Genomic DNA, 12,930 nt, shown 5'->3' with positions numbered 1-12,930 from the left:
CAGACTGAAGGACTGACTTTTATGGCGACTGATACCACTCACACTTATCCCGAGCGACGCTTTCCGCTGTTCGGCCTGCCGCGCCTGATACCGGGGCTGGCGCTGACCGGCGCGCTCACCGCGCTGGCCGTCTGGGCCGGCGACATTCCCTGGGTGGCGGAGCTGGGCCTGGGGGCGCTGACGCTGGCGATCCTGTTCGGCATTCTGGTGGGCAACACGCTGTATCCCCGCTGGCAAACCGTTTGTCACGGCGGCGTGCAGCTGGCCAAACAACGCCTGCTGCGTCTGGGCATTATCCTTTACGGATTCCGCCTGACCTTTCAGCAGATCGCCGACGTAGGCGCCAGCGGCATCATCATCGATGCGCTGACCCTGACCACCACCTTCCTGCTGGCCTGCTGGCTTGGCAAGAAAGTGTTCGGCATCGACAGCCAAACCGCGATGCTGATCGGCGCCGGCAGCAGCATTTGCGGCGCGGCGGCGGTGATGGCCACCGAGCCGGTGCTGAAGGCCGACTCCAGCAAAGTGGCGGTGGCGGTCTCGACCGTGGTGGTGTTCGGCACCCTGGCGATCTTCGCCTACCCATGGCTGTATCAGCTGAACGAACACTTCCAGTGGCTGCCGTTCAGCCAGGAAACCTTCGGCATCTACGCCGGCTCCACCATCCACGAAGTGGCTCAGGTGGTCGCCGCCGGGCACGCCATCGGGCCGGACGCCGAAAATGCGGCGGTGATCGCCAAGATGATCCGCGTGATGATGCTGGCGCCGTTCCTGCTGCTGCTGTCGGGCTACATCAGCCGCGGCGGCGCAGGCAAGGCGGAAAAATCCGCCATCACCATTCCGTGGTTTGCCGTGCTGTTTATCGCCGTCGCCGGGCTGAACTCCTTCAACCTGCTGCCGGCCACGCTGGTGCGCCACCTGATCACCGCCGACACCTGGATGCTGGCGATGGCGATGGCGGCGCTGGGCTTGACCACCCACATCAGCGCCGTGCGCCAGGCCGGGATGAAACCGATTCTGTTGGCCACGCTGCTGTTCGTCTGGCTGCTGGTCGGCGGCGGCGCGATAAACCAGCTGGTGCAACACTGGCTCTAATCATCCCCTTCAGCGGCCCGCTTCGGCGGGCCGCCGCTTTTCATCATTCAATCCGCCCGCCATCAATGCCATAATGTCACCGATAACACAGGAGAATGAAGATGAAGTTTGTCGGTGCACATGTCAGCGCGTCAGGCGGCGTGGATCAGGCGGTTATCCGCGCGCACGAATTGGAGGCGACCGCGTTCGCCCTGTTCACCAAAAATCAGCGTCAATGGAAGGCCGCGCCGCTGGCCGCCGACGTGATCGATAAGTTCAAGAGCGCCTGCGCGCAGTATGGCTTCGGGCCGGGGCAGATCCTGCCGCACGACAGCTACCTGATCAACCTGGGCCACCCGGTGGCCGAGGCGTTGGAAAAATCGCGCGAGGCGTTTATCGACGAGTTGCAGCGCTGCGAACAGCTGGGGCTGACGCTGCTGAACTTCCACCCGGGCAGCCACCTGCTGCAAATCGATGAAGACAAGTGCCTGGCGCGCATCGCCGAATCGATCAACATCGCGCTGGATAAAACCGCCGGCGTGACGGCGGTGATCGAAAACACCGCCGGCCAGGGCAGCAACCTGGGCTTCAAATTCGAACATCTGGCGGCGATCATCGACGGCGTGGAAGACAAGAGCCGCGTCGGCGTTTGCATCGACACCTGCCACGCCTTCGCCGCCGGGTACGATCTGCGTACCGAAGAAGAGTGCGAGCGCACTTTTAAGCAGCTTGGCGACATCGTCGGTTTCAACTACCTGCGCGGCATGCACCTGAACGACGCCAAAAGCGAGTTCAACAGCCGCGTCGACCGCCACCACAGCCTGGGAGAGGGCAACATCGGCAAAACGGTGTTCAGCTACATCATGCGCGATCCGCGTTTCAACAATATCCCGCTGATTCTGGAAACGGTAAATCCGGATATCTGGGCGGAAGAGATCGCCTGGCTGAAGGCGCAGCAGTAACCCACCTCTGGCCGCTCGCCTAGGCGCGAGCGGTTTCCCCCACCGCGTGCTCCGCCGCCAACATGGCGCTGAACTGGCGCAGCGTCTCTTCATCCAGGCCCGCAGCGCTGAACACGGCGGCGGTAAAGCTGACCGGCGCCGATCCCGGAGCCGTAATGACACGGTCATCCACGACGGCGGCGGCGCTCGCAACGAAATGGCGCTGCCCGGTGTAGCCCTCAGCATGGCGCGTCAAAAACCCGGCGTCGTTGGAAGTATGCGCCCTGCCGTTCAACAGGCCGGCCCGCGCCAACGCCAACGTTCCACCGCAAATGCCCGCCAGAGTCGCGCCACGTTGAAACTGCTCGTTGAGCAACGCGCTGATATCCGGCGCCCGTTCGGTTTCCCACAGGGTGCCGCCGACCACCACCAGCACCTCGGGGCGCCAATCCGCCAATTCGGCCACGCTTTTTTCAACCTCTACCGTCAGCCCGCCCTGCGAGCGAAACGTTCCGACCTGCGGCGCAAAAAACGCTACCTCCAGCCCATAAAACGGGCCGCCAACGCCGGCAATCAGCGCGTATTCCCAATCGGCGAAACCGGATGCCAGTACGATCGCCACTTTTTTAGCCACGGATGAATCTCCTTGAGTCATTCCTTGTTCGCATGAACAAAGTCGCGCTGTCAGCTTAGAAAGCGTTGTGGCTTTTGGCCAGGGGTAAATCGTGCTAACTGCCTCAACCACAAACAAAAACGCGCAGCCCAGGGCTGCGCGTTTTGGCGATACCGACGTCAGTTACGCCGCGGCGGCCACCGACGTTTCAGCACGCTTCAGCAGGGCATAAGCCACGCCCGCCAGCAGGGTACCGGCGGCGATCGCCACCAGATACAGCAGCACCGGCGTGATTGCGCCCGGGATCAGCAGCACGAACAGCCCGCCGTGCGGCGCCATCAGTTTGGCACCGAACGCCATCGACAGCGCACCGGTCAGCGCCCCGCCGGCAATGCAGCAAGGCAGCACGCGCATCGGATCGCGGGCGGCGAACGGGATCGCCCCTTCAGAGATAAAGCACAGGCCCAGCACCAGTGCCGCTTTGCCGCCTTCCCGTTCGGATTTCTCGAACTTGTGGCGCGCCAGCAGCGTCGCCAGCCCCATCGCCAGCGGAGGCACCATGCCGGCGGCCATGATCGCCGCCATTGGCGCATACACCGAGGAACTGAGCAGCGCCACGCCAAAGGCGTAGGCCGCTTTGTTCACCGGGCCGCCCATGTCGGTACACATCATCGCGCCGAGAATCGCCCCCAGCAGCACCGCGTTGGCGGTGCCCAGCGACTGCAGCCAATGGGTCAGGCCTTCCATGATTTTCGCGACCGGCGTGCCGACCACGTAAATCATGATAAGACCGGTGATCAGGCTGGCCACCAGCGGAATGATCAAGATTGGCTTCAGCGCTTCCATGCTCTGCGGCAGGCGCAGCTTGCTGCTGATCGCCTTGGCGACGTAACCCGCCAGGAAACCGGCGATGATGCCGCCGAGGAACCCGGCGCCGGTGCTCACGGCCAGCATGCCGCCGATCAGGCCCGGCGTCAGGCCCGGGCGATCCGCGATGGAGAAGGCGATGAAACCGGCCAATACCGACACCATCAGCGCAAAGGCGGAGCCGCCGCCAATCTGCATCAGCGCCGCCGCCAACGTGTCTTTGACTTCAAACGCCTTGATGCCGAACACGAACGACAGCGCGATGCACAGACCGCCGGCCACCACCATCGGCAGCATGTAGGACACGCCGGTCAGCAGGTGGCGATACGGGCCGTTGCCCTCTTTCTTTTTACCCGCCGGCGCCGCACTACCGCGCTGCTGCGGCTGGAATACCTCGGCCTCGGCCAGCGCCTTGTCCAGTTCCTGGGCTGTTTTCTTCAGCGCCAGGCCGGTGGAAGTGCGGTACATCGGCTTACCGGCAAACTTCTCCAGATCCACTTCGATATCCGCCGCGACGATCACCAGATCCGCCGCCGCCACTTCTTCCGGGGTGATGGCGTTGCCGGCACCGACGGAGCCGCGCGTTTCCACCTTCACCCACCAGCCGCGTTTCTTCGCTTCGCTTTCAATGGCTTCGGCCGCCATAAAGGTGTGCGCCACGCCGGTTGGGCAAGCGGTGATCGCCACGATGCGTTTTTGCCCATCGGCTTTCACCGGCGCCGCCGCCTGCGGTGCCTGATAGGTTTCAGCTTCGGCCTTGGCGCGCGCCAGAAAAGCGTCCGGTTCACGCACCGCCTGCTCTACGTCGCCCACATACACCAATTTGCCGTTCAACCCGGCATCAGCAGGGGCTGACTGCCCCATCACCGCCACCAGTTCGGCGTCCTGCAGCGACTCGACCAGCGTCAGGCCGGTTTTGGCCGCGGCAGCCTCCAGCATGCGTTTCGCCAGGTGGCCACGGGCCTGCCCCAGCGAACTGTCTACCATCAGCAGCGTTTTCATTCTGCCTCCTGCTATTGATTGAAAGGTTTCAGATCGACGCGCGCCATCATCGCGGCCAACTGGGGACGATCGGTCACGCCGACGTTGCTCTGGCTGACCGCCAGCGCCGCTACCGCCGTGGCCAGACGCAGGGTGTGTTCACTGGATTCGCGCATCAGCAGGCCGTAAATCAGGCCGCCGACCATCGAATCGCCGGCGCCCACGGTGCTGACCACCTCACAGGACGGCGGTTTGGCGATCCAGGCGCCGGACGCGTTAACCCACAGCGCGCCTTCCGCGCCGAGGGAGATCACCACGTGGGCGATGCCCTGTTCGCGCAGCGCATGCGCGGCCTCGACCACGTCCGCCAGCGTCGGCAGCGGGCGGCCGGCCCAGATTTCCAGCTCGCGGCGGTTCGGTTTGACCAGCCACGGCGAAGCCTTCAGCCCGGCGACCAGCGCTTCGCGGCTGCTGTCGAAAATGATGCACGGGCACTTGGCGCGCAGCTGGGTCATCCAGTCGGTAAAGGCATCGGGATCGACGCCGGCCGGCAGGCTGCCGCTCACCGCCACCATGTCGAACTGGCCCAGCCAGCTCAGCGAGTCGCTGACGAAGCGATCCCAGTCCTGCGGCGTCACTTCAAAACCGGAGAAGTTGAAGTCGGTCACTTCACCGTCTTTTTCCGTCAGCTTGACGTTGATGCGGGTGCGGCCCGGCACCACCTGGAAGCGGTTGGCGATCCCCAGATCGCTGAACAGCAGCTGGAAACCGTCCTGATTGTCTTTGCCCAGGAAACCGCCGACGGTGACGTCGATGCCCAAATCCTTCAACACTTTGGCGACGTTGATACCCTTACCGGCGGCATGCAGGCCGGCGGTTTTTACCCGGTTGACTTCCCCGCGCTCGATCTGCGGGCAGAAGCCCACCAGATCGTACGCCGGGTTCAAGGTGATCGTTGCTACTCTTCTGCTCATGCTGCGCCCTCGCCCAGTCCTTCATTAATCGCTTCGCCGATCGCCTTCAGCGCGGCTTCAGCATCTTCTCCATTGGCGGTAAAGCGCAGGTGATGCCCTTTCTTCACGCCCAGCGCCACCACCTTCATCAGGCTGCGCCCGTTGGCCGGCTTACCGCTGCCGTCCAGGTTGGTGACGGTGATGTCACTGTTGAAACTTTTGATCACGTTGACCAGCGCCGTGCCCGGCCGTGCGTGCAGGCCGTGCTCGTTGCGGATCACAAATTCGGCGCTCAGCACGCTGCTCTCCTCGGCCACTTCGCTGGTCAGCAGCGCCAGCACCCCGGCGGCATCCGCCTTCAGCAGGCGTTCAGCTTTGTTGGCCAGCAGCAGATCGCTGAGGTAGTTGAGCACCGCCAGCGGCTGCGCATCGGCGACCGACACCGTCAGCAGCAGCGCCACCGGCTCGCCGTCTTCCACGAAAGCCTGCGCCGGGCGGCTGACGGTGGCAGCGCTGGCCAGGTTGCCTTCGACGCTGTCGCTCAGCCAGATGCCCTGCCCCAGGTTCAGCGGCTTGCGGGTGATGGCATCGCTGACGAACTGCGCGTTGACCGCGCCGGCCTTTTGCAGCCGGCCGGCGTTCAGCGCCTGCAGCGTCATCAGGCTGTCGGCCGCGACGTCGAGCGCAATCAGCGAAACGTCGAACTGGAATTCGGCGCTCTGCTGTTCGCCCATCAGCAGGCTGCGCAGCTCTTCCGCGGAGGTGGTTTTCGCCAGCCGCTCCGCCACGCCGTCATCGCTCAGCACGTGCGTGAGCTGGCGCAGCAGCGCCAAATGCTCGTCGGAGCGGGCGGCGATACCGATCGCCACATAGGCGGTCTGGCCTTCGCCCCAGGCGATGCCCTGCGGGAACTGGAATACCTGCACGCCGGTTTTCAGCACCAGATCGCGGGTATCGATGGTGCCGTGCGGAATGGCGATGCCGTTGCCCAGATAGGTGGACGTCTGCAGTTCGCGCTGCAGCATGCCGTCCACGTAACCGGCGCTGACGCAGCCGGCTTCGGTCAGGGCGGCGGCCACCTGGCGGATGGCCTCCTGCTTACCGTCGGCAGCGGCGCCCAGATGAATGTCTTGCGGTGACAACTGGAACATGATTCTCCTCTCCTGCTGAATTGAATCGTTTCAGCTTTATTGAGAAAAAGGAGCGTGACCCGCTCGCCACAAGCGGCCGGATAACGCTGAAACGTTTCAAGGAGTGTGTAAGCAGCGCAAGGTGAAAGCAAGCTTTCTCCCTTTTGCCATTGCAGATTTTTGAGCTTACGCACACTTTCGCCGGCGCATTGGTCAGCGCCGGGGCAAAATGACATACTGTGCTGAAACTTTGCTGACGGAGAAAAGCATGAACGTAGTGACGGGCGTCGGGGTGATCATCGTCAACCCGCAGGGCGAGATTTTGTTGGGCAAACGCTGCGGTTCCCACGCGCCCTTTTGGTCGATCCCCGGCGGGCATCTGGAGGCCGGTGAAACCTTCGAGCAGTGCGCCCAGCGCGAAATCGCCGAAGAGACCGGGTTGCTCATCGACCCGCCGCGCTTCGTGGGCGTCAGCAACAATCTGCAAACCTGGCGCGCCGAAGGCAAACACACGGTGTCTGTTTGCCTGCAGGTGGATCATCCCGGCGGCAGCGCCGAGTTGAAAGAACCTGAAAAGTGCGCCGAGTGGCGCTGGTGCGCGCCGGACGCCCTGCCGGAGCCGCATTTCGAAGCCAGCCGCACCGCCATCCGCCTGTGGCTGAGCGGCCAGGCCTATGTGCCCACGGCCTGACCCATCGCGAGCGCATGTTGCGCTCGCTTCCCCTGCCGCACTGCTTCACCGCTATATAAATTAGAATATAACGCTATTTTTTGCGATATATGCCCTTTTTTTGACTACGGATAACCCTATGGGGTTAACCCTCTTCTATTATTACCCCTGCAATCGACGTGGCATTCTGACCTCCGGTCGGCGGCCTTTTGGCAAGATTTTATTTTAAATTCATAATTATAAGCGGGTTTACCATGAGCAAAAAACTGACTGGCTTTGAAAAAAAGCGCCGGTGGGGATGGCTATGGCTTTTGCTGCTGGGGATTATCCTCGGCGCGGCGCTGTTGGCCGGGACCGCCACCGTCTTCCATAAAACCAGCGATACCGCCTTCTGCGTTTCCTGCCACACCATGCAACAACCGCTGGCCGAATATCAGGGCAGCGTCCACTTCCAAAACACCAAGGGTATCCGCGCCGAGTGCGCCGACTGCCACGTGCCGCACCAGCCGATCGATTACCTGTGGACCAAAATCCGCGCGGTGAAAGACATTTACGGCGAGATGGTCGGCACCATCGATACGCCGGAAAAATACGAAGCGCACAAGCTGGCGATGGCGCAGTCGGTCTGGAAAACGCTGAAAGAGAACGACTCGGCCACCTGCCGCTCCTGCCACAGCTACGACGCCATGGACATCACCGCCCAGCGCCCTGAGGCGCGCCTGCAGCACCCGGTGGCGATCAAACAGGGCGAGACCTGCATCGATTGCCATAAGGGCGTAGCCCACATCCTGCCGGATATGAGCGGCGAAACCCAGGCCGGCGCCGCCGAGCTGGCGAAGGCCGCGGCGCTGACCGCACCGGACGCCACCACCCTTTACACCATCGCCACCGAGCCGTTCTTCCTCGGCGCCAACGACAGCCATAACGCCGGCAACCTGATGCCGTCCACCGAAGTGCAGGTGGTGAAGCAGGAGGGCGACAAGGTGCTGGCCACCGTGAGCGGCTGGCAGCAGGACGGCGTCAGCGAAGTGTTCTACGCCGCGCAGGGCAAACGCATCCTCAGCGTGCTGCTGGGTGAAGACGCGCGCCAACAGCTGAAGACCGCCTCCACCCAGACCGATGCGGAAACCGGCCTGGTCTGGCATCAGGTTTCTCTGCAGGTGTGGCTGCCGCGTAAACAGTTAATTGACGATCAGCAAAAAATCTGGCGCTACGCTGCGGACATGATGTCGGCCAACTGCACCGGTTGCCACGGGCTGACCGCGCTCGATCGCTTCAACGCCAACCAATGGATCGGCGTCATCAAAGGCATGGCGCCGCGCACCTCGCTGACGCAGGAACAGCTGCGCGTGCTGACGCAATACGTACAAAAACACGCCAGCGACATGCCACCTGCCGCACCGGCCAAGCTTTAAGGGAGAAGCGCAATGAGCAACCAACAACCGTTAACAATGAGCCGCCGCCGCTTCCTGACCGGGGCCGCCGCGCTGGCCGCCGCCCCGCTGCTGGCAGGCTTATGGCCCAAAGCGGCGCTGGCGCAGGCCATCAGCGAAGCGCTGCCGCAGTTCATCGTCTTGCGTCAGGCGCAAAAAGGCATTCTGACCGGCGCCCACTGGGGCGCGTTCGAGGCCATCGTGCAAGACGGCAAGATGGTAGGCGTGCAGCCGGTGCAGGACGGATCCGTATCCGAATGAGCTGATCACCATGGCGCCTTATCAGGTGCACGCCGAGAACCGCATCAAATACCCGATGGTGCGTAAAAGCTGGCTGGAGGGCGGCCCCGGCAGCCGCACCGAGCTGCGCGGCCGCGACGAGTGGGTGCGCGTCAGCTGGGACAAAGCGACCGAGCTGGTGTGCAATGAGATCGTTCGCCTGCAGAAAGATCACGGGCCGCAGTCGATCTACGCCGGTTCCTACGGCTGGAAAAGCGTCGGTATGCTGCACAACAGCCGCACGCTGCTGCAGCGCCTGATGAACCTGACCGGCGGTTTCCTCGGCTACGCCGGCGACTACTCCACCGGCGCGGCGCAGGTGATCATGTCGCACGTGGTCGGTTCGATGGAGGTCTACGAACAGCAGACCGCCTGGCCGAACGTGATCGAGAACAGCGAGCTGGTGATCCTGTGGGGTTGCAACCCGATGGTCACGCTGAAAAACAGCTGGAACGTGCCGGATCACGTCGGCCAGACCGGCTTCGAGGCGCTGAAGCAGAAAGGCACCCGGGTGATCAGCATCGATCCGGTGCACAGCGACAGCGCCAAGTTCGTCAATGCGCAGTGGATCGCCCCGCGTCCTTATACCGACGGCGCCATGCTGATCGGCATCGCCCACACGCTGCTGACCGAGAAGCTGCATAACCCGGACTTCCTGAAAACCTACACCGTCGGCTTCGACAAGTTCCAGGCCTACCTGCTGGGCGAGAGCGACGGCGTGGCGAAAACCGCCGAATGGGCGGCCGACATCAGCGGCGTCGATGCCGACACGCTGCGCGGTCTGGCACGCGAGATGGCGAAGCATCGCACCATGATCATGGGCGGCTGGGGCATTCAGCGCCAGCACCACGGCGAACAGCAGCACTGGCTGCTGGTGACGGTGGCGGCGATGCTCGGCCAGATCGGCCTGCCGGGCGGCGGCTTCGGCTTCAGCTATCACTATTCCTCCGGCGGCAGCCCGACCGCCAAGGGCGGCATCATCGCCGGCATCTCCGCCGGCAACGCGCCGAAGAACTCCCCGGCGCCGATCCCGGTGGCGCGCATCGCCGAATGCCTGAGCAACCCGGGCAAAACCATCGACTTCAACGGTGCCAAGGTCACTTACCCTGAGGTGAAAATGGTGTATGTGGCGGGCGGCAACACCTTCCACCAGCATCAAGACACCAATAACTTGGTCAAAGCCTGGCAGCGGCCGGACACCATCGTGGTCAACGAGCCTTACTGGACCGCCACCGCCAAGCATGCCGACATCGTGCTGCCGGCCACCACCAGCTACGAGCGCAACGATCTGGAAATGGGCGGCGACTATTCGCAGCTCTACGTGTTCCCGATGCATCAATGCGTGCCGCCGCAGCACGAGTCGCGCAGCGACTTCGACATCTTCTCGGCGATGGCGGCCAGGCTGGGCGTGCAGGAAGCCTTTACCGAGGGCAAGGACGAAACCCAGTGGCTGAAAGGCATGTACGACGACATGAAGAACCAGGCGCGCGCGGCCCGGGTGGCGCTGCCGCCGTTCGACATGTTCTGGCAATCCAACAACTACGTGCGCTTCCCGGTGCCGGAGGCCAACAAGCAGTGGGTGCGCTTCGCCGACTATCGCGACAACCCGCTGTTGAACCCGCTGGGCACGCCGTCGGGCAAGATCGAGATCTACTCCGACGCCATCGCCAAAATGCATTACGAGGATTGCCCCGGCATCCCGACCTGGATGCCGCCGCACGAGTGGTATCGCGGGCCGGAAGCGGCCAAGTATCCGCTGTCGCTCAATACCGCGCACCCGACCAACCGGCTGCACTCTCAGCTCGACAACACGCCGCTGCGCGAGAAATACGCGGTAGCGGATCGTGAAGCTATCCTGATCCATCCGCAGGACGCGCAGCCGCGCGGCATCAGCGGCGGCGATCTGGTGCGGGCGTTCAACGATCGCGGCCAGATCCTGGTGGGTGCGGTGGTCAGCGAAGACGTGCGACCGGGCGTGGTGCGCATCAGCGAAGGCGCCTGGTTCGATCCGGCCGATCCGGCGCAGCCCGGCTCGCTGTGCAAGAACGGCAACGTCAACTGCCTGACCTTCGACATCGGCTCTTCCAGCCTGGCGCAGGGCAACTGCGGGCAGATGGCGCAGCTGCAGATCGAGAAGTATCGGGGGCCGGTATTGAAAAATACCGCGCACGCGGTGCCGCAAGGCGCCTGATTTACCGGCAAGCAAGGGGGCGCAACGCGCCCCTTTTTTCTCGTCGCCGCGCGACATATCCGTTTACCCTTCGCCGAAAGGGAGCGGTTTGCGTTTCATTTCAACGGGCGTATGATGCGCGCGACCTTCCTTTTTCGACGAATTCTCAACCACCATGCCGACTTCATCCGCAGTAACGCGACGCGCGCCCGATCTCACTTCGCTGGCCTTTTTGGCGGTGGCGTTTCTTACCGGCATCGCCGGCGCCCTGCAAACCCCGACGCTGAGCCTGTTTCTGGAAACCGAGGTCAAGGTACGGCCGGCGCTGGTCGGGCTGTTCTTTACCGGCAGCGCGGTGATCGGCATTCTGGTCAGCCAGTTTCTCGCCGGCCGTTCGGATAAACGAGGCGACCGCAAATCGCTGATCTTCCTCTGCTGCATGCTGGGTGCGCTGGGGTTCACGCTGTTCGCCTGGAACCGTGATTATTACCTGCTGCTGATCGTCGGCGTGGTGCTTACCAGCTTCGGCTCCACCGCCAACCCGCAGATGTTTGCGCTGGCGCGTGAGCATGCCGACCGTACCGGCCGCGAGGCGGTGATGTTCACCTCCATCATGCGCGCCCAGGTCTCCCTGGCCTGGGTCATTGGCCCGCCGATCGCCTTCGCGCTGGCGCTGGGCTTCGGCTTTAAGGCCATGTATCTGGCGGGCGCGGCGGCCTTTGTACTGTGCGGCCTGCTGGTGTGGAAACAGCTGCCCTCGATGCCGAAAACCGCGGCGACGAACGCGCCCCTGGCCGCACCGCGGCAGCACCGCCGCGATTCGCTGCTGCTGTTCGTCGCCTGCACCCTGATGTGGACCGCCAACAGCATGTACCTGATCAACATGCCGCTGTACGTGGTGCACGAGCTGCGGCTGCCGGAGCGGCTGGCCGGGATATTGATGGGCGCCGCCGCCGGGCTGGAGATCCCGATCATGCTGCTCGCCGGCCTGGCGGCGAAGCACAGCGGCAAACGCCGCCTGATGCGCGGGGCGGTGGTCGCCGGCGTGCTGTTCTACTGCGGCCTGCTGTTTATCACCGGCAGCTGGCAGCTCATCGCCCTGCAACTGCTGAATGCGGCGTTTATCGGCGTGCTGGCGGGGATCGGCATGCTCTACTTTCAGGATTTGATGCCCGGCCAGGCCGGGGCGGCCACCACGCTGTTCACCAACACCACCCGGGTGGGCTGGATCATCGCCGGCTCAATCGCCGGCGCGGTGGCGGAAATCTGGAACTACCATGCGGTGTTTTACGCCGCGCTGGCGATGACGGTGGGGGCCACGCTGTGCCTGTGGCGGTTGAAAGACGCTTAGGGCGCGGTGTCCGCTTCCAGCCTGGCGAGATAAATCAGCGCCTGATCGCGGTGATCGTGGCACATGTCGCGGCTCGGCTGCAGGCTGCCGCACACTTTCGGCCGCAGCGGCGAATGAAACAGGCCGCAGCGCAGCCGTTCATCCAGGTGAATGCAGCGGGTATTGGCGGGCTTGCCGTTCGGCATGCCGGGGATCGGGCTGGATATTGACGGCGCGATACAGCAGGCGCCGCAGTCGCTGCGACAGTCCATCAGCGCTACTCCTGGTGGGCTGGGGAAAAGAAGCGCGACAATAGCAGCCGCGCGCGGCTGCCGCCAGCAGAATCCCTGCGCCCCGGCGATCTTTACACTCATCGCCCTGCGCCGGCCGGCGTCATCCTATGGCGAATAAACGCCCAACACACCTTGATTTAAAGACAAAAACGCGTGAAACGTGCAATTACCCCGCTTTACATGCGCCATACACCCA

Annotated in this window: 10 protein-coding genes and 1 pseudogene; 6 read left to right on the top strand and 5 right to left on the bottom strand. The window is 63.4% G+C overall.

Annotated elements, in window-relative coordinates; genetic code table 11:
- Nucleotides 1-21: 21 nt before the first annotated feature.
- Nucleotides 22-1,095 carry a YeiH family putative sulfate export transporter gene (locus GF111_RS21335; RefSeq protein WP_147191587.1) on the top strand — a complete coding sequence of 358 codons (1,074 nt, stop codon included), beginning with the start codon at nt 22-24 and terminating at the stop codon, nt 1,093-1,095.
- A gap of 101 nt (nt 1,096-1,196) precedes the next feature.
- On the top strand, nt 1,197-2,036 hold the full coding sequence (nfo, locus tag GF111_RS21330) for a deoxyribonuclease IV (protein WP_038877847.1): 840 nt from the start codon (nt 1,197-1,199) through the stop codon (nt 2,034-2,036).
- 19 nt (nt 2,037-2,055) lie between these two features.
- Here the strand turns inward: nfo and GF111_RS21325 are convergent, their stop codons facing one another.
- The 4 genes from GF111_RS21325 to fruB all read right to left on the bottom strand — a co-directional run bounded on the left by GF111_RS21325 (nt 2,056) and on the right by fruB (nt 6,580).
- A complete protein-coding gene (locus GF111_RS21325; protein ID WP_080435918.1) occupies nt 2,056-2,649 on the bottom strand; it encodes a DJ-1/PfpI family protein in 594 nt (197 codons plus the stop codon).
- A gap of 162 nt (nt 2,650-2,811) precedes the next feature.
- Complete coding sequence (fruA, locus tag GF111_RS21320; RefSeq protein WP_147191585.1) at nt 2,812-4,497, bottom strand: PTS fructose transporter subunit IIBC; 1,686 nt, start codon at nt 4,495-4,497, stop codon at nt 2,812-2,814.
- Nucleotides 4,498-4,508: 11 nt separating this feature from the next.
- Nucleotides 4,509-5,450, bottom strand: a complete 942-nt coding sequence (gene fruK, locus GF111_RS21315; RefSeq protein ID WP_015378523.1) for a 1-phosphofructokinase — start codon at nt 5,448-5,450, stop codon at nt 4,509-4,511.
- Complete coding sequence (fruB, locus tag GF111_RS21310) at nt 5,447-6,580, bottom strand: fused PTS fructose transporter subunit IIA/HPr protein (RefSeq protein WP_147191583.1); 1,134 nt, start codon at nt 6,578-6,580, stop codon at nt 5,447-5,449. The genes fruK and fruB overlap by 4 nt, the downstream gene beginning before the upstream one ends.
- A gap of 247 nt (nt 6,581-6,827) precedes the next feature.
- On the opposite strand from fruB, the gene GF111_RS21305 reads away from it, so the two are divergent.
- The 4 genes and pseudogenes from GF111_RS21305 (at nt 6,828) to GF111_RS21290 (ending at nt 12,462) form a co-directional block, all read left to right on the top strand.
- A complete protein-coding gene (locus tag GF111_RS21305) occupies nt 6,828-7,250 on the top strand; it encodes an NUDIX hydrolase (protein ID WP_147191581.1) in 423 nt (140 codons plus the stop codon).
- 233 nt (nt 7,251-7,483) lie between these two features.
- Nucleotides 7,484-8,644 carry a NapC/NirT family cytochrome c gene (locus GF111_RS21300; protein ID WP_038876287.1) on the top strand — a complete coding sequence of 387 codons (1,161 nt, stop codon included), beginning with the start codon at nt 7,484-7,486 and terminating at the stop codon, nt 8,642-8,644.
- A 12-nt stretch (nt 8,645-8,656) separates the two neighbouring features.
- Nucleotides 8,657-11,132 (top strand): annotated as a pseudogene (gene torA, locus GF111_RS21295) (trimethylamine-N-oxide reductase TorA).
- Nucleotides 11,133-11,286: 154 nt separating this feature from the next.
- Nucleotides 11,287-12,462 carry a sugar efflux transporter gene (locus GF111_RS21290; RefSeq protein ID WP_147190395.1) on the top strand — a complete coding sequence of 392 codons (1,176 nt, stop codon included), beginning with the start codon at nt 11,287-11,289 and terminating at the stop codon, nt 12,460-12,462.
- Here GF111_RS21290 and GF111_RS21285 read toward each other — a convergent pair.
- A complete protein-coding gene (locus GF111_RS21285; protein WP_015378527.1) occupies nt 12,459-12,713 on the bottom strand; it encodes a YkgJ family cysteine cluster protein in 255 nt (84 codons plus the stop codon). The genes GF111_RS21290 and GF111_RS21285 overlap by 4 nt on opposite strands.
- Nucleotides 12,714-12,930: the final 217 nt, after the last annotated feature.

The sequence above is a fragment of the Serratia sp. HRI genome, assembly GCF_010119335.3.
Classification (GTDB): domain Bacteria; phylum Pseudomonadota; class Gammaproteobacteria; order Enterobacterales; family Enterobacteriaceae; genus Serratia; species Serratia nevei.
This window is presented reverse-complemented; position numbering and strand designations above follow the sequence as displayed.